This is a genomic window from Brevibacillus borstelensis (assembly GCF_003710865.1).
GTDB lineage: Bacteria > Bacillota > Bacilli > Brevibacillales > Brevibacillaceae > Brevibacillus > Brevibacillus borstelensis.
Window position 1 is genome coordinate 87,436 of sequence record NZ_RHHO01000033.1, and the last position, 16,231, is coordinate 103,666.

General features: G+C 53.6%; 17 protein-coding genes. 11 read left to right on the plus strand and 6 right to left on the minus strand.

The window, feature by feature from the left end; all coding sequences use genetic code 11:
• Positions 1-247 precede the first annotated feature (247 nt).
• The gene (locus EDM54_RS27400) at positions 248-472 is read left to right on the plus strand and encodes a GNAT family N-acetyltransferase (protein ID WP_081607788.1); all 225 of its coding nucleotides are present in this window, start codon (positions 248-250) and stop codon (positions 470-472) included.
• A gap of 63 nt (positions 473-535) precedes the next feature.
• Here the strand turns inward: EDM54_RS27400 and EDM54_RS16425 are convergent, their stop codons facing one another.
• Positions 536-1,660 (minus strand): hypothetical protein, encoded by a 1,125-nt coding sequence (locus tag EDM54_RS16425; RefSeq protein WP_024983102.1) that lies wholly within the window; start codon positions 1,658-1,660, stop codon positions 536-538.
• Positions 1,636-2,187, minus strand: a complete 552-nt coding sequence (locus EDM54_RS16430; RefSeq protein WP_227277500.1) for a sigma-70 family RNA polymerase sigma factor — start codon at positions 2,185-2,187, stop codon at positions 1,636-1,638. The genes EDM54_RS16425 and EDM54_RS16430 overlap by 25 nt, the downstream gene beginning before the upstream one ends.
• A 119-nt stretch (positions 2,188-2,306) precedes the next feature.
• On the opposite strand from EDM54_RS16430, the gene EDM54_RS16435 reads away from it, so the two are divergent.
• The 7 genes from EDM54_RS16435 to EDM54_RS16465 all read left to right on the plus strand — a co-directional run bounded on the left by EDM54_RS16435 (position 2,307) and on the right by EDM54_RS16465 (position 8,713).
• The gene (locus EDM54_RS16435) at positions 2,307-2,675 is read left to right on the plus strand and encodes a YolD-like family protein (RefSeq protein ID WP_227277499.1); all 369 of its coding nucleotides are present in this window, start codon (positions 2,307-2,309) and stop codon (positions 2,673-2,675) included.
• Between the two features lie 342 nt (positions 2,676-3,017).
• Positions 3,018-3,398, plus strand: a complete 381-nt coding sequence (locus EDM54_RS16440) for a cupredoxin domain-containing protein (protein ID WP_003389687.1) — start codon at positions 3,018-3,020, stop codon at positions 3,396-3,398.
• 336 nt (positions 3,399-3,734) lie between these two features.
• The gene (locus EDM54_RS16445; protein ID WP_024983106.1) at positions 3,735-4,457 is read left to right on the plus strand and encodes an amino acid ABC transporter ATP-binding protein; all 723 of its coding nucleotides are present in this window, start codon (positions 3,735-3,737) and stop codon (positions 4,455-4,457) included.
• Positions 4,458-4,498: 41 nt separating this feature from the next.
• A complete protein-coding gene (locus EDM54_RS16450) occupies positions 4,499-5,308 on the plus strand; it encodes an ABC transporter substrate-binding protein (RefSeq protein ID WP_024983107.1) in 810 nt (269 codons plus the stop codon).
• Between the two features lie 65 nt (positions 5,309-5,373).
• Positions 5,374-6,063: an amino acid ABC transporter permease gene (locus EDM54_RS16455; RefSeq protein WP_003389683.1), complete on the plus strand. Its 690-nt coding sequence runs from the start codon at positions 5,374-5,376 to the stop codon at positions 6,061-6,063.
• Between the two features lie 42 nt (positions 6,064-6,105).
• Entirely contained in the window at positions 6,106-6,840 is a 735-nt protein-coding gene (locus tag EDM54_RS16460) for an IclR family transcriptional regulator (RefSeq protein WP_003389681.1), read from the plus strand.
• A gap of 220 nt (positions 6,841-7,060) precedes the next feature.
• Positions 7,061-8,713, plus strand: coding sequence for a M20/M25/M40 family metallo-hydrolase (locus EDM54_RS16465; protein ID WP_003389680.1), 1,653 nt, complete (start codon positions 7,061-7,063; stop codon positions 8,711-8,713).
• 300 nt (positions 8,714-9,013) lie between these two features.
• Here the strand turns inward: EDM54_RS16465 and EDM54_RS16470 are convergent, their stop codons facing one another.
• From EDM54_RS16470 to EDM54_RS16485, 4 genes are all read right to left on the minus strand, one after another.
• Positions 9,014-10,606 carry a YcdB/YcdC domain-containing protein gene (locus EDM54_RS16470; protein WP_122958465.1) on the minus strand — a complete coding sequence of 531 codons (1,593 nt, stop codon included), beginning with the start codon at positions 10,604-10,606 and terminating at the stop codon, positions 9,014-9,016.
• Positions 10,590-11,132, minus strand: a complete 543-nt coding sequence (locus EDM54_RS16475) for an RNA polymerase sigma factor (protein WP_122958466.1) — start codon at positions 11,130-11,132, stop codon at positions 10,590-10,592. The genes EDM54_RS16470 and EDM54_RS16475 overlap by 17 nt, the downstream gene beginning before the upstream one ends.
• A 72-nt stretch (positions 11,133-11,204) precedes the next feature.
• Entirely contained in the window at positions 11,205-12,722 is a 1,518-nt protein-coding gene (locus tag EDM54_RS16480) for a PepSY domain-containing protein (protein ID WP_122958467.1), read from the minus strand.
• Between the two features lie 89 nt (positions 12,723-12,811).
• On the minus strand, positions 12,812-13,675 hold the full coding sequence (locus tag EDM54_RS16485; protein WP_003389676.1) for a helix-turn-helix transcriptional regulator: 864 nt from the start codon (positions 13,673-13,675) through the stop codon (positions 12,812-12,814).
• Positions 13,676-13,804: 129 nt separating this feature from the next.
• Between EDM54_RS16485 and fabF the strand changes: the two genes are divergently transcribed.
• The 3 genes from fabF to EDM54_RS16500 all read left to right on the plus strand — a co-directional run bounded on the left by fabF (position 13,805) and on the right by EDM54_RS16500 (position 16,107).
• Entirely contained in the window at positions 13,805-15,043 is a 1,239-nt protein-coding gene (gene fabF / locus EDM54_RS16490; RefSeq protein ID WP_031931946.1) for a beta-ketoacyl-ACP synthase II, read from the plus strand.
• Positions 15,044-15,116: 73 nt separating this feature from the next.
• Positions 15,117-15,539: a hypothetical protein gene (locus tag EDM54_RS16495; protein WP_003389674.1), complete on the plus strand. Its 423-nt coding sequence runs from the start codon at positions 15,117-15,119 to the stop codon at positions 15,537-15,539.
• A 40-nt stretch (positions 15,540-15,579) separates the two neighbouring features.
• Entirely contained in the window at positions 15,580-16,107 is a 528-nt protein-coding gene (locus EDM54_RS16500; protein WP_031931945.1) for a hypothetical protein, read from the plus strand.
• Positions 16,108-16,231: the final 124 nt, after the last annotated feature.

A 16,231-nucleotide genomic window follows, 5' to 3' on the forward strand; every position in this document is an offset into this window, starting at 1 on the left:
CTTATGATCTACATGATCACAATGCTGAGTGTGGCGATTGTTTTTGTTATCTGGAGCTATGTGCTTTCGCATAAGTACAAATGGAACAGAATCACCTTGGTTCCAACCATCGTTACACTTGTTTTGCTATTTTACTTGCTGGGAAATTTTTTAAGAATGTAAAGGTTTCACGCGAGTCCGTTTTTTGTAGAATATCGTTTTGCTCCTGCAGTCTTATAACCTCTAAACGAAGACCTTACGGGACCCCTTGACTCTCATTGAATGTAGTGTTTGCGTTCTCCCGCAATACCAAGGAAAAGGCTACGGCCATGATATGCTTGCGCGTGTAGGGAAACTCCTGGCAGAGCGCTGCAAACAGGTTCGTCTGGGAGTGGTCACTCATCACAGGCGTGCTTTGAACCTCTATCAGTCGATAGGTTTTGAAGCTGTTGCCGAGTTTCACTATTACGTCATCGATCTCAAAGACATATAGAGAAAGGGTAGGGCGCGAATACCCGCCTTTTCCTGTTTCAGCAAGCCACCCCACGAGCTGCGATCAGCCTTTCGGCGGGGGCGCAGCAGCATGTAGATACTCCATCACCTCTCGATCTGCAACATAGCTGTCCACCAGCTTCACCTGTTTCTCTGTTACCTCGTAGGTCCAGTAGCTAGGGATCGTCATTTGGCGATTGTCGCCACCCTGAATCGTCCACATCCGTTCAAATGTAACGAGATAGCTGTCTCTCGTCTGCAGCTTGACCTTCGTTCGCAGGCTGGTGGTTGCCAGTGTCTCGGGTATTCCTTCGACACGGACTTGCCTGGTTTCACCTGTGCGGGCAGGAAACTCCGGCTGCTCCGACAGCGCCCGCTCAATCGCTTCCTGGACGGTAAACTCTCGATCCCGGTATAGCTCCTCCAATGCCTCTTCACCTCCTTGCAGCCCCCAGATGAGGATGTAGCGGCCGTCCCAGTTTTTCGTCAGACCGAGCCCAAAGAAGGGGCTCCATGCCGAACTCGTTCCCGATTCAAGCGCTTCTTCTTTTGGCGAGCCAAAATCGCTTGCATAGAACGTCTCCAGCTCGGCTTTTTTCTGCATGATCCTCTGTTCGTCTTTGCTTTCGATCTGGTATCGGGCAGCATAGAGGAAGCCGTGTTCAAAAGAGAGCGTCAGCTGTACCTGCTCGTCTCCCAAGGTGACGGGCATGAAGGCTTCTTGCAAGCCGTCCGCACCCAGGCTTTCAATTCCCCCAAGCGGCTGCAATTCTCCCAATTCGGGGAAGAGCGCCTTTGCTTCGTCATAGGTCATGCCGAGCGAAAATACGCGGTAAAAAGCCAGTTTATCCGCTTCTGTCTGCCAGGCGACAGTCTGTTTGGGTGCTTCGGGCAGTGCAGGGGCTGGCGTCTGCTGGTGATTGGGCGTCGTCACAGGAGGAGAAACCAACTGGCTTGGATTTTCTTCCGGAAGCTGAGCGAGCGGACCGGCCCAAAGAAGGATGGCGGCCACTGCCGCGACGCCAGCTATGGCACATGTGCGGACAAGGAATCGTTTTTTTCCACTTTTAGCCATTGCTTGGGAAGCGAGCGTTCTTTGCTCCAGCCGGGACACTTCCTCCTGGGTCAGTCTGAGCGAGTCGTGTACCAGTTCCTTTCGTTGTTTCAGCTGTCGGTCAAGGATGTCCAATCCTGATCTCCTCCTTTCAGCAATTGCCTCAGCTTTTCCAAGCCTCGCGAAAGCCTGACCCGCACTGTTGAATCCTTCAGTCCCAAAAGCTCGGCAATGTCGGGCGTTCGCATCTCTTCAAAGTAGTAGAGCACAATGACTTCCCTGTATTTGGTCGGAAGCCCCATGACGTTTTGGACCAGCTCGTCATTTTGAAACTGCTGCATAACCTGCTCCTCGATAGACTGAGAGGAGCTCCTTTCAAAAAAAACGGAAGTAAAAAAAAGATGCCGATGATTCCATGATCGCAAATAATCCTTGGCGGTGTTTATGGCAATCCGGTAAAGCCAGGTCTTCGGATTGGCGTCTTCCCGAAAGGAATCAAATTTTTGAAAGGCTTTCACGAACACCTCCTGGGTCAAATCCTCGGCGATTGCTCTATTTTTTACATAGTAATAGGCTGTTCGAAAGATCAGGGCATGGTGCGTGGCCACCCACTCCTTGATGACCTGCTCTCTTCTCTTGGCTAGCGGTTCGAAGGGAATCACCTCCTTGCTCATTGCTTATTTGACGAAGCTGGAGGCAAGAGCGCTACAAAATCCTCCATTTGCATATTCGCAAAAAAGGAGTAGAATAAGAACAAATGTTCCTGTTGGAGGGTACCGGAATGGCTAAGAACATCGAAGACTTTTCAGAAAGTATGGAGATGGCAGTTTTGAAACACGCGTTGTCGCTGACGAAAGGCGGCGAGGAAAGCCCGGCGCTGCCTCTTGTTGGACGCCCGGTCGTGGACGAAGACGATTTTGGCGAAATGTGCTTCCGCGTCTACGATTCGACGCAGTACGACTACGCGATCACCGTTTCCTGGTTTCGCGAAACAGCCGGGGGACTGGGAGTGGTCGAGACAGCCTGGGGGGTCGTGCGGAATATCGATGTGGGACAAAAGAAATTCAAGCTGGTCAACGACTGGGAGGCGCAGTGGATCGGGGTTGAAGATCTGGTGCGCGTCGTTAAAACAAAAAGGGCGAGCTTTTAGGATGTACAGCTCAGTGCGTGGTTTGCTATAATAAGGAAGAAACTCGTGAAGTTGTGTCGAACTTGATTTGCGATCAAATCTTGAGGCTCACTCTCTTCTTTCGGCTCAGGGACAGCCCTTTCGCTGGAAGTGCTTTCCCGAAATGACCGTCTTCTATATCTCTCCTGTCGCAGAGCAGGGAAACATAGTAAAAGGTAAGGGCTTTCCTAGTTTTTGCCAAAGTTCACCAATCGTTCTCAGGTTCGTCAAGATTCATTCACAGACTCCCAGATTTTGGACGGCCTTCTTTCGTTATAATGAAATTGTAGAACTTGCAGAAATTGCATGAAAGAAGGGTGCCTTATGAAAAAAACGTGGGGTTTACTGATTTCGGCAGTGGCCATTTCCGCTATGCTTGCGGGCTGCGGAGGAGACAAAAAAGAAGCAGCGGCAGGAGGCGAACAAGCGCCTGCAGCAGCCACTGAAAACGCAATCAACATCGAAGCTAGCAACTGGAAGTTTAACCAGGAATCTTTCGAGGTGAAAGCAGGAGAGCCGTTCACGATCAACTTCAAATCGACTGAGGGCTTCCATGGGATCGGCATCGAAGGCCTGGATGTAGATATCCAAAACGAGGGCAGCAAAACGATGACCATCGACAAAGCAGGAGAGTACAAGATCTTCTGTAACGTGATTTGCGGACCTGACCACGGCAAAATGATCGCCAAGCTTGTCGTGAAGTAACAACTGGCCAAAGCGCCGGCAACGATTTGAATAACAAAACCCAAACACTCCGGCCGCTTTCGGTCGGGGTGTTTTTTGTTGATACAGCGCATTTGGCCTGGACGGTTGCTCGCAAAATAGTTTCAAAGATGCATAGAGAATACAGTCCCAACTGGAAAGGCTTATTTGTCCCGAAAAGACGAGCCTTTCTTTTTTTGCGAAAAAAAGGGTGACAGAATGCTATTGAGTAAATATAATCAAAACAGAAACTATTTTCACAATTCGGAAAAGTATATGTATGCGTTTTCATGATTTGATTATTCACCACGAATTACCGGAAGGGGGGCAAGCACAAAAATGATTGAAGTGAAAAATTTGTACAAGTCGTTTGGCTCGCTTACCGTCTTGAAAGGCGTAGATCTGCAGGTGGGCGAGAGAGAAGTGGTAGTTTTGCTGGGGGCCAGCGGCTCGGGAAAAAGTACCTTGCTGCGATGTCTGAACTTTTTGGAAATGCATGATCAGGGGGAGATTCACGTCAACGGCCAGAGGATCGACCCGAAGACGACGGATTTGAACAAATTCCGGACAGAAGTCGGGATGGTCTTTCAGCACTTCAACCTGTTTCCGCACAAGACGGTCCTGGAAAACGTGATCGAAGCGCCTGTCCACGTAAAAAAGACTCCCCCCGACAGGGCGCGGGAAGAAGCGTACGCCCTGCTGGAAAAAGTGGGAATGAGGGACAAGGCCGACGTTTATCCGGACATGCTCTCCGGCGGACAAAAGCAGCGCGTCGCCATCGCGCGGGCACTGGCGATGAAGCCGAAAATCATGTTGTTTGACGAGCCGACCTCGGCGCTCGATCCCGAACTCGTCGGGGAGGTACTGCAGGTGATGAAGCAGCTGGCGAAGGAAGGCATGACGATGGTCGTGGTCACGCACGAGATGGGCTTCGCCCGCGAAGTGGCCGACCGGGCTGTTTTCATGGACAACGGGCAGATCCTGGAGCAAGGGGAGCCGGAGCATTTCTTTACCAACCCGCAGCAGGAAAGAACCCGACAGTTTTTAAACAGCATTTTGTAAAGCAAGGAAAGACAACGATAAAAGGGGGCATCACGATGAAAATGAAAAAGAAATGGACGATGGGGGTACTCTCCACCTTGCTTTTTGGCTCGCTCGTATTGTCGGCCTGTGGAACGTCCCAGAGCACGGGGGGAACAGCCGGGGAACAGGGGGCCAAAGACCCGAACAAGAAAGACTTTACGTACGCGATGAGCGGTGTGTACAAGCCGTTTAACTTTAAAGAAAACGGGGAGCTGATGGGCTTCGACGTGGAGATCGGGCAGGCGCTGGCAGAAAAAATGGGGATGAACCCCGTGCCGATCACCAACCCGTTTGAAACGATCATCCAGGGGCTGCAAGCGAAGAAATACGATACGGTCATCGGCAGCTTGACGATTACGCCTGAGCGGGAAAAAGCCGTTGCGTTCTCCAACGTATACTATCGCTCCGGCGCTCAAATTTTCGTCGCGGCCGGCAACGACTCGATCAAGTCAGCCGACGATTTGAAAGGCAAGCGAATCGGTGTCCAAAAGTCATCCAGCTATGAACAGCAGGCGCTGAAATTGACAGACAAAAGCAACATCACGACGTATGACAGCGATGTCACGGCATTGATGGATCTGCCGACAGGCCGCCTGGACGCGGTGATCACGGATCAGATGGTCGGCTTCCGTTACATGAAGGAAGTGCCGGACAAGATCAAGGATGTCGGGGAGCCGCTCAGCCATGACAATCAGGGGATTGCGCTGCGCAAGGACGATAAAGAGCTGCTGGAGAAGGTGAACAAGGCTCTGGACGAGATCATCAAGGACGGCACCTATCAGAAGATCAGCGAGAAATGGTTTGGACGCAACATTTTGGGAAGTGAATAACCCTTTCCGCGGCCAGTGGGCGTCTGTTACGGGCGCCCCTATTTTTAAAAATGGGGTGAACCAATATGTTTGACATCCTTTTGTCCAGCTATCCCATGTTTTTGGAGGCGACATTCTTAACACTCCGGTTAACGGCGATCTCCCTGATCATGGGGTGTGGCGTCGGTCTGCTGATTGCCTTTTTCCGCATCTCTCATTCCAAGGCGCTGCAAACGATTGCCCACGTGTATATAACGGTCATCCGCGGAACGCCCCTGATCGTACAAATCATGGTGCTCTACTTCGGGATAACCGAGATCGTCACGCTCTCTTCCTTTTGGGCCGGCGCTTTTGCGCTCGCCATCCACAACGGGGCCTACATTGCCGAGATTTTTCGCGGCTCTATCCAGTCCATCGACCGCGGACAGATGGAGGCAGCCAAATCGCTGGGGATGTCCTATCCGCTGGCGATGCGCCGGATCATCCTGCCGCAGGCATTCAAACGGGCCATCCCTCCGCTCGGCAACCAGTTTATCATCGGGTTGAAGGATTCGTCGCTTGTCGCTTACGTCGGGATGCAGGAGCTCTGGGGTACCGGGCTGGGCGAAGCGGCATCAAACTACCGGCAGCTCGATACGTATTTGGTAGTCGGTCTCTACTACCTTGTGCTGGTCCTCATTTTCACCTACGTGGTAAATCGACTGGAAAACCGCTTGAACACGGGGGCGGCAAAGAAAAAGAGCAAAGGCTATGATTCGGCATCTCAATCCGTGTGAGGAATGTCGGTACAATCGGGGTAAGGATGGGGAGTTTAGCCAATGGTACAGTCAATTGACAGGGCAATGGAACTTATCAATGTGCTTGTCTCCGATGAAACGAAGTCGGATTGGTCCATCTCGGAGCTAGCACACGCCACCTCTCTGCCGCTCAGTACGATTCATCGCATCCTCGGGACGCTGAGTTCACATGGATTGATCAGTCAGGACCCGGTGACCAAGCACTACCGGATCGGTTACACCTGGATGACCATCGGCATGCGCATGCTGGACAAGATCGATATTCGCGTCGTCGCAAAGCCGGTGATGGAGCGCCTCGCCCGGGAAGTGGAGGAGAGCATCTGCCTGAACATTCCGAGCGGCCTGGATGCCATTTTGATCGAAAAGGTGGAGAGTCCGCTCAAGCTGCGCGTGGCGGAGGATTTGGGCGACCGGATTCCGCTCACGATCGGTGCTCCCAACAAGACGATGCTGGCTCATATGCCGCAGGCGGACATGGAGCGGATCGTCAGCCAGCTGCTTCCTCGCCATCAGCAAAGCGAGTTTATCGAACAGTTGGCAAAGATCCGGGAAAACGGCTATGCCATCAGCTCTGGAGAACGGACGGAGGGAACGACGGCGATCGGCGCTGTGATCATGGGACGGAACCAGAAGGTAGCCGGCGCCCTCTCGATTAATGCCGTTGCTTTTCGCATCACCGACGAAAGGCTTCCCATGCTGATCGGGAAAGTCAAAGAGGCGGCGGAGGAAATCTCGCTGCTGAGCGGGAATAGATGACCCGAGCGGCAATATTGTGACTCGAACGGGGACTGCATGGCGGAACGGACTTCAAGACCGGAACAAGTCTACACGACCGGGGCGGGACTGTATGGCGGAACAGGTCTGCAAGATCGGAGCAGCACAATATGACCGAAGCCAGTGGCCATATTTGGCCGCCTATTTTTTCACCATCGTTCAGAAAATGATTCCATGATACGGAAAGTAGAGGGGTTCCATTATGGGAAATGCATGGAAATGGCAAACAAAAGAACAACTGATCGAGCTTTTGGGCAAGCTGGTAAGCTATCCGTCCGTCACGGGCTCTAAAGCTGAAATCGAGCTGGCCCGATTTGTCGCCGGAGAAATTGCAGCGCTTCCCTATTTCCAGGCCAATCCGGGCCATGTGCAGCTTCATCCGACAGGCGACGGCCGGTTTTTCGTCACGGCGCTGGCGAAAAAAGCGGAAGGGGTTCAGCCTACCGTTGTCCTGGTCAGCCACTTCGACGTGGTAGATGTACAGGACTTTGGCGAGTGGAAGCCGCTTGCTTTTGATCTCACCGCATTGACCGATGAGTATTTGCGGCACCGGGATGAGCTACCGCAGCATGTCCAGCAGGACCTGGCTAAAGGTCAATGGCTGTTTGGACGCGGCTCGATGGATATGAAAGCAGGACTGGCCCTGCAGATGTCGATGCTGGAGCGGGCTTGTGCCGGCGAGTTTGACGGGAACGTGCTGCTTTTGACAGTACCGGATGAAGAGGTGAACTCACTCGGCATGCGTGCGGCTGTGCCGGTATTGCTGCAGCTTGCCGAGCAGCACGATCTCGACTATCGCGCCTGCCTCAACTCCGAGCCCGTCTTCTCCACGTATCCGGGGGATGAGAACACGTACATCTACAGCGGATCGCTGGGAAAAGTGCTGCCCGGCTTCTACTGCTACGGCAAGGAAACCCATGTGGGCGAGCCGTTCTCGGGATTGAATGCCAACGCGATGGTATCCCGGCTTACATGCGAACTGGAGCTCAACACCGATTTTTGCGAGGTGGTGGAAGGAGAGGTCACGCCGCCGCCAACGAGTCTGCTGCAAAAGGATTTGAAGAAAGAGTACTCGGTGCAAATCCCCGACCGTGCCGTCGCCTTGTACAACATGTTCGTGATGGAAAAACCGATCGACGAGGTGACAAAACAGCTCCGTCAGCTTGCGGAGAGGACCGCAGACAAAATCGAGCGGGAGTACGCAGAGCGGGCGGCAATTTTCGCCAGTCTGAACCAGTCGCAGCCAATCTCGATGAAAGTAAAGGTATTGCAATACGAGGAGCTGCTTGCCTATCTCATCGGGAAAGTCGGACGGGAGCAGGTGGAGAGCATCCAGGAGCAGGTCATGGCAGGCCGAGGCGAGCTGGACGACCGCGAAGTGACGATCCGCCTGATCGACGAGCTCGGTCTGTTGTGCAAAGAGCTGGCGCCGATGATCGTGCTGTTTTATGCGCCTCCGTACTATCCGCCGGTCAGTTCGCGGAACGATCCGCTCATCCAGCACGTGATCGGGGAGGTCAGCGCCCGAGCCGCTGCAAGCCACCAGTTGGAGCTGAAGCACCAGCACTACTTTCCGGGTCTCTCCGATCTGAGCTACACCGGTCTCCCGGAAGCTGCTCAGGCCATCCAGCCATTGGTGGACAACATGCCGCTCTGGGAAAAAGGGTACGCGCTGCCGATCAAGGAGCTGGTCGCCCTGAATATGCCTGTGATGAATCTCGGACCGTTTGGCAAGGATGCCCACAAATGGACAGAGCGGCTGGATGTTCACAGTGCGTTTGAGGTGCTGACCGACCTGCTGCCGTTTGCGATCGAGCAGCTTTTGCAAAAAGGAAGCGACGTAAAAACAGGCTGACGCTTACAACTATGCTGCCGTCAAGAACAACGCTTCAAGCATCATACATGCTGGCAAAGAGGCAGGCTCCCGCAGACACCTCAGCGGAGAGTGATGTCCATCCCGCTACCTGCAAAAGGAAGAATGGGAAGGATCGCGGAGAAAAGCAAGTGCTCCAGGTTCGTTGAACAGGCGGGGAGCTCCGAGCCCTCCAAAAGGCAAAGAGCAAAAAGGGAGAAAAATGCGAGGGCCGGAAGAAGCCCATGCGTTTTTCTCCCCTTTTCGATGGAAGGAAGTCTGTTGGTCAGATTACTTTTAAAATTATTGCCCGGTCGGCAATATACGAGGGTTCAATGGCAAGTAAACAAGCGAGGGAGCAGGAGTTCCTTTGGGCCAAACGTAAACAAGTGAAGCCGGATGCTTGCTCACAAATTCCCGCGCGGCTTCCCCGGCCGACTGCAGGCTTGCATCAGCCCTACGCTCACGGTTTTTTCGGGAAAAGTCTCCTTTAAACCCGGTTACCTTTCCGGATGAAGGATCGACATCTACCGAGTAGGTGTCATCCCATATAGGAAGCTCCCGGTAAACCCCGGTGAACGTAATCCGGGTAAATGACGGTTCTTTTTCCACCTTGGCTATCTGCAGCATTTTCGTATCGGAATCAAGGTATGTTTCAAGAAAGGAGGCGGCAATTTCGGCAGCTTTTTCTGCGGTCGTTTTGGTATCTCCGACAGGGTGATGATTCACGTATTCGATTTCAACAATTTCTCCCGATGATTCCTTTGTCACGACTGTGACTGCGCTGTCATTCCCTACGGCCCAGCGATACTCTTTTACATGATTGATCCCATCGTTTAAGCGCTGCGGCTTGCCCCCAACCGCAATGCCAAAATCCGTTTCCAGCACGGCAGCAGCCTCCTCTGCTGTTCGGGCAATCAAGGGCTTTTCGGCAGGCACGATTTCCATCCGCTTTCCGAGCAGCCGGGAATGTTCCTGTCCGGACCCGGCTGGTTGGCCGTCCAGTGCATGTACATAGCCCATCAGGCCGGGATCGTAAACCATGGCCGAAGCGCCCGCCGGCGATTGTTCTCCGGTTTGACCGGCGTAGAAGAGCCTGAGTTTGTCAGCGATAAGCTGCTCGGCTTTTTCCCTGGGAATCGCCTTGGCCGGATCGGGAAACACGCGCTCGTCCGTCCATTTGCGGTTGCTGCTCGACTGCAGCTTTTGACCCTGATTGGAATTATCCAGGGTTACGACAAAGCAATCATCAAGAAACGGAACGCCATTCACCATTCGGGTGAAGACATATTGCCGCTTTGCCGGATCGGATAATGCCTCGATGAGCCGGTAATGCCGGCTCTCCCGGCCGATCATTTGCTGGAGGTACGCTGCCGCCGGATGATTGTCAGTCACTGCGCTGTCGGTACCGTCTCCGGGAGAATCTGGCAGGCTTGGTGCTGTTGCCGAAGGTGTGTTCCCGGATGCATTGCCCAAAGGAGAGATGGATGGTCTGCGGCTTTGGGGTGGCTGCGGATTTGCTGTTTTCCTTGAGGCGTCATCCAGCTCTTTTGTCTCAGTCTGCGAATGCTTCTGATCAGCCTGCTGCTTCTTGGGAGCCGCAACGGAGAATTCGGGCCCCTGCTTGTCATGTACTGAGGAGTGAGGAGTGGCCATCGGTATTTGTTCCGCAGAGGGAAAGGCGAGTACAGTCCCCAATGCGGCGACAAACAGAAAGCAGGCTGCTTTCAAGGCGAAGACAGCATACGCTTCGCTGCCTTTTGCCTGATCCATCCTTCTGGCTTTTTCGGCCAGCATCGTCTGCAGCTGCTCTTTGGCCTCTATTCTGGGGGCTGGAACGCGGCTGTTCAGTTCCCTTAATTGCTGGTGCAAGCTGTCGTTATTTTCCCAGTGCATTTACGACCCTCCCTCCGTGGCATTCCGGGCCGAGCTTCTTTTGAATGAGCTTGATGGCTCGGTGAAAATCGACCTTTACTTTCGCTTCGGAGATTCCCAATATTTCAGCCGTTTCCTTTACGCTGCATCCTTTGATGGAGCGAATGATAATGACCAGCCGGTACTTGGCCGGAAGCGCGAGGATCGCCTCTCGCAGTTCCCGCTCCTGTTCCTTTTCGGCAAACTCTTTTTCCGGCAGTCCGGTTTTGGCAGGCAGCCCGTGAAACCAGCTGTCGACGAATATTTGCTGAAATCGTTTCCGGCGGTATTGATCGATGGCGACGTGCTTGGCGATCGAGAATATCCACGTTTTGAGCGTCACGCGCCCGTCATAGCGAGGGAGCGCCTGCAGCACACGGGCGAATACCTCCTGCGTAATATCCTCCGCATCGCTTCGATTTCCCACAAAGTGATATAAAAAATAATAGATTTCCTGGTAATAAGCCTCGCAAATTTCGCGGATGCGCTGTTCGCAGCTTCCAGACATCCCGTTCCTCCTTTCAGAGACGGTGCTTGCCTCCAGGTAATGGAGAAGCAAGCACCGGCGCGGTTGCCTTTCTTAACGCGGAACGATCTTTCCTGTGACCGCATCCACAAATTCGAGCACGTCGGGATTGATCCGGGCTTTGTACACGAGAACGGGCTGATCTGCTTGCTTGGATTGGTTGATCGGATAAAAATACGTCAGCTCGAGCGGATGGTATTTGAGATATTCTTGCATGGCCTGTTCCGCGCTGATCGCGTTTTTGGGGTCGGGAAGAGTGAATTTGTCGCGAACGGAAGGGCCGATCAAACGAATGGGCTTGCCTGTATCGCTGTTGATGGTTACCTGAAACGCTTTCTCCACGAAAGGTATTCCGTTTGTCGCAGGATAAACCGCGAAGTTGAAATGCCCCTGTGGTTCAATGTACAAGCGAGTCTCCATCACAACGGTCTTGCTGTCTGGATCAAGGAATGGCTGAATCAACTGAACAGCAGCCTTTTTCGCGTCTTCCAGAGAAATTTTGCTGCTGGCTGGCGGCTGTACAGAATCTTCGCCGGTATCGAGTCCTGCGGAGAAGACCAGTCCGCTGGTTGGATCGACGGTTACGAAACGGTTCTCATTGTTTTTCGTCCACCTGTACTCTTTATAGCTTTTCCCCGCCGCAGAGCCGTTTTGTTCCGAAAAGGAAGCGCCAGCGAGTTCAAAGCCGAAAACGTTTTGCAAAATGGACGCAGCTTCTTCTTTGCTGCGGGCAGCCAGTGGCTGGCCAGGCGGAGCAACAGGTATATCATAAAAGAACTCTCCGGTGAAGCTCTTGAATTTTGCATGCTCAGTGTCCACCCAGGAGCCTGTCTTGGCATCCATGTACCCGGAGCCGACAACCTGATAGACCAGGCTGGGTGTTTTGTCAGGGCCGGTCAGACGGTAAAACGGCTTCATCATGTTGGTCATAGCTTGCTTGGCTTGTTCCGGGGACATGGCCTCAGACGGGCTCGGAAGCTTGGACGGATCAGGTGAGCCGTTCAGTGAGGCTTCGTTGGAAAACTCCACAACATTTCCTGCTCCATCCAAGGACACAAACACTTTTTTCTGTTCGACGGGGATGCGGTTGATCGATCTGGCGAACACGGCTCCATTCAGGCTCTTTGACGACGCTTCGTTGTATTGCAATTCCGCCAGGCTGCAGTCAACCAATCCCTTTTGATGAGCGGCAGTCAAAAACGCCTCCGCCTTTTTCTTTTGTTCGCCGAGTGAAAGCTCCTGGTCCATTTCATTAGCGCCGCTATCCAGCGAAAAGCTTTTGATCTCTCCGGTTTTCTGCATAAAGATGGTCATTTCCGGCAATTTTGCTTTTTCGGCTTTGCGGGTAATCACGACCGTGCTGCTGTCCGCAGCCATTTCCACTGTTTGAACGGGGAGCTCTTTCATGTAGGGCAGCAGCGTAGATAATTGCTCCAGGTTTTTTTGGATGACGTCATTCAAAGGGGCTGGGCTGCTGGCATAGACTGCCGATGTCCCGGCAGCCCAAAGAGGGCTTGCGCTTAAAAGGCTTGCTGCCGCGATTGTCAGCATTGCTTGATTCAGCTTTTTCATGCTTCGAACCTCCTAGGTTTTCTTTTCTCACCTGCGTTATTCGCATGAAACAGCAAAAGGTTACAAAATTTTTCCGGATTTGTTTGTTTTTATTCCAATTTTGCTGTTCGGGCAGACTGGCGCTCCATGAGCTGCTTCAGCTTTTCCTCCGTCGAGGAATCCGGAGCGGGGGTGTAGATGCTGCAGCGCAGATCGGCATCGCCCTGTACCTGCAGAGACGTCAGATGGAACAGCATTTTGCCTGCTTTGGCGTGCCTGAATTCAATCAAGACCTCCGGGGCAGAGCTCACCCGGCTTTGCTCCCACAGCGGATGGAAGTCGGGATGGGTCCTTTTCATCTCGTCGAGGAACTGCTCGTACCATTCGTCCTCTACGTACTGGCCGTAATACGCGCGGAAAATGGACAAAAAGCCGCTGACGAAGTGCTCCCAGTTCACCGCCAATCGGCGAAGCTCTCTTCTGGCAAACAGTAGACTGATGAGATTCCGTTCCTTGGCGGGAATTTGTTCAAAGTCGAGGAAGACATGGGAGGCCGCCTGATTCCAGCCGACGATCTGGCAGCGCCTGTCCGAGATAATCGTCGGGCAATAGCGCAGCTCCTGCAAAATCCTTTGCAGCGACGGACTGATTTTGGGCTGCTCCTCCTGTGAAAGAATGGGTCCTGTTCCGCTCTCGAACGCGAGGGCATACAAGTATTTGCGCTCATCGACGGTCAATTGCAGGGCGTTGGCGATCGCATCGAGCACGGATGCCGATACGCGAATGTCCCGCCCTTGTTCCAGCCATGTATACCAGGTAAGGCTGACTCCGGCCAGTTGTGCGACTTCTTCCCTGCGCAGTCCTGGCGTTCTTCTGCGCTTCCCGGCGGTCAACCCGACGGACTGGGGCTGCACCTTGGCTCTCTGCGTTTTTAAAAAAGCGGATAATGCCTGCAATCTGGTCTGGTGGTTCATCATCGATCCCTGCCTTGTTTTAGTCGGTAAGGTGGTAGTTGTTATACTAGTATAAACGACAACTTGTAATAGGATAACGGGTGTGACAAGATTACTTCCAGAAAGACATTTTCAGGGAGGAATCAAACGATGGAACGAGTTGTGATCACAGGTATGGGTGTCATCTCGCCGCTCGGCAATGACGTCCAGTCTTTTTGGAGCAAGCTGATCCGGGGAGAGTCGGGGATCACGCGGATCGATACGTTTGACACGGATGGACATAAAGCAAAAATAGCGGGCCTGGTCCGGGATTTTGATGCCGAAGCGCGATTCGGGCGCAAGGAAGCGCGGCGGATGGACCGTTTTTGCCAGTTCGCCCTGGCGGCGGCAGAGCAGGCCTTTGCGGATGCCGCACTTGATCCGGAAAAGGTGGATCGGGAGCGGATGGGCGTATACGTCGGCTCTGGCATCGGGGGGATTCAGACGCTGCTGGAGCAAGAAGCGCTGCTCCAAGAGCGGGGACCTGGACGGGTCAGCCCGACGCTCGTGCCGATGATGATCGCCAATATGGCGGCCGCGATGATCAGCATCCGGTTTGGCGCCCACGGTCCGACAATGGCTCCGGTGACGGCGTGCTCCATCGGAAACACGGCGATTGGCGAGGCATTCCGGCTGATCCGGGCCGGAGGGAGCGACGTCGTCCTGGCCGGGGGGACGGAAGCGGCGATTACCGATATTTCGCTCGCCAGCTTTGGCAATGCCACAGCGATTTCCACCCGCAATGACGAGCCTGCCAAAGCGAGCCGGCCGTTTGATCTGGAGCGTGACGGCTTTGTCATGGCCGAGGGAGCGGGCATAGTGGTGCTGGAGTCTCTCACGCACGCGCTCAAGCGAAATGCGAGGATTTATGCAGAGGTCATCGGCTATGGAGCCAGCTCGGACGCCTATCATATGGTAGCCACGCATCCGGAAGGCATCGGGGCGTATCTGGCCATGAAAGCGGCGCTGAAGGAAGCGGGAATAGAGCCGCAAGAGGTCGATTTGATCAGCGCCCACGCGACGAGCACGGAGATCGGCGACAAGACGGAGACAGCGGCGATCAAAAGACTGTTCGGGGAGGCCGCCTACAAAATCCCGGTAACGGCCAACAAATCGATGATCGGCCATATGCTCGGGGCGGCAGGCGGAGTGGAAGCGATCGCTCTGGTCAAGAGCCTCGGGGAGGGCGTCATTCCGCCGACAATCAACCTGGAGAACCCCGATCCCGCATGCGACCTCGACTACGTGCCCAATCGGGCGAGAAGGGCCGACCTTTCCATTGGCATTTCCAACTCCTTTGGCTTCGGCGGCCACAATGCGGTGATTGCGCTGAAAAACTTTGCCGAATAAATACATGTTTTTCCTCCGAAACGAGCATGGTAAAAAGGAGAAAAGCTGGAGGCAAAAGGAGGGATGTGCGTCCGTGGAAAAAAAACGGTACTACATCACGCTGCAGTCCGGCACGACAGTGGCCGAGATTCGGGATGTGAAAGGGGAATCCACCTACGATTTTGAAATCGAGGCATCCCCGATGGAAGCAGGAATGATGCGCGATTTGTTCGAACACTGCGCACATGGCGACTTTATGATGTGGATGCATGGCCACACGTTGTGGACCGACATGCCTGACAGGGACAATGACGAGTACGACGACAACCTCCGGGAGATTTATCGCATGATGTATCGTCTGGGGACGCCGAAGACGAAGCAGGATCTCGAACAGATGGGTCTGGTGAAGGCACTGGGGCTGAATCAGGACGAAATGCCGCAAGAGCTGAAAAATCCGGCTGCGGGCCAGGTGGAAGACCCGCCGCAAGGACCTTTGGAAGGCATTTTGGAGCGCTAGGACAAGACTTTACTGACAGCATGAAAAGGAGTGGTCCTCGATGAAATGTTGGAAAAGCAAGCTTTTGGCAGCAACACTTGTGATCGGGCTGGCGGTGCCGAGTGCAGCTCTGGCGATGGAAAGCCGCTCGGATGGATTGTCGCCCCAAACCAAACAGCAGCAGGAGCATGGTGAACACGGCGGGGGACATGGCGAGCATTATAAAATGAAGCGTCTGCATCATTCCCACATGGGGGTTCATCGCCAGATGTACTTGACGCTGCTCGCGGAAAAGTACACCCCGGAGAGCGCCGAAGAGTGGAAGGCTGCCCTGGCAGAACGCAAGCGGCTAAAAGAGGCCTACAGGGCGCAAAAAGCGAAGCAGCAAAACGATGCAGGGCAGCATCAGGAGCACAAAGAAGCGATGCACGCGTTAAAAGAGAAGTACAGGGACACTCATACAGAGTTTCACGCGGCGATCGAATCAGGGGATGCCGCGAAGATCAAGATCGTCCTGCCCAAGCTTTTGGCTGAGGTAAAAGAGGGAAACAAGCTGCTTGCAAAAAAACTGGAAGAAAAGAAAAACTAGCAGAGCCCGAACTCGCTTCGTACAATAAAATAGCGTATGGCAAAAAGGACGTGTCCCGTGCGCGTCCTTTTGCTTTTACCAGGAATTGCTTTTTACGAAGAAGATTGCCCTTGCAGAAGGCTGC

Coding starts and splice junctions, on each gene's coding strand:
- EDM54_RS16435 (WP_227277499.1), top strand. CDS start 2,307: ATGGCTAAGAACATCGAAGACTTTTCAGAAAGTATGGAGATGGCAGTT.
- EDM54_RS16440 (WP_003389687.1), top strand. CDS start 3,018: ATGAAAAAAACGTGGGGTTTACTGATTTCGGCAGTGGCCATTTCCGCT.
- EDM54_RS16445 (WP_024983106.1), top strand. CDS start 3,735: ATGATTGAAGTGAAAAATTTGTACAAGTCGTTTGGCTCGCTTACCGTC.
- EDM54_RS16450 (WP_024983107.1), top strand. CDS start 4,499: ATGAAAAAGAAATGGACGATGGGGGTACTCTCCACCTTGCTTTTTGGC.
- EDM54_RS16455 (WP_003389683.1), top strand. CDS start 5,374: ATGTTTGACATCCTTTTGTCCAGCTATCCCATGTTTTTGGAGGCGACA.
- EDM54_RS16460 (WP_003389681.1), top strand. CDS start 6,106: ATGGTACAGTCAATTGACAGGGCAATGGAACTTATCAATGTGCTTGTC.
- EDM54_RS16465 (WP_003389680.1), top strand. CDS start 7,061: ATGGGAAATGCATGGAAATGGCAAACAAAAGAACAACTGATCGAGCTT.
- EDM54_RS16470 (WP_122958465.1), bottom strand. CDS start 10,606: ATGCACTGGGAAAATAACGACAGCTTGCACCAGCAATTAAGGGAACTG.
- EDM54_RS16475 (WP_122958466.1), bottom strand. CDS start 11,132: ATGTCTGGAAGCTGCGAACAGCGCATCCGCGAAATTTGCGAGGCTTAT.
- EDM54_RS16480 (WP_122958467.1), bottom strand. CDS start 12,722: ATGAAAAAGCTGAATCAAGCAATGCTGACAATCGCGGCAGCAAGCCTT.
- EDM54_RS16485 (WP_003389676.1), bottom strand. CDS start 13,675: ATGAACCACCAGACCAGATTGCAGGCATTATCCGCTTTTTTAAAAACG.
- fabF (WP_031931946.1), top strand. CDS start 13,805: ATGGAACGAGTTGTGATCACAGGTATGGGTGTCATCTCGCCGCTCGGC.
- EDM54_RS16500 (WP_031931945.1), top strand. CDS start 15,580: ATGAAATGTTGGAAAAGCAAGCTTTTGGCAGCAACACTTGTGATCGGG.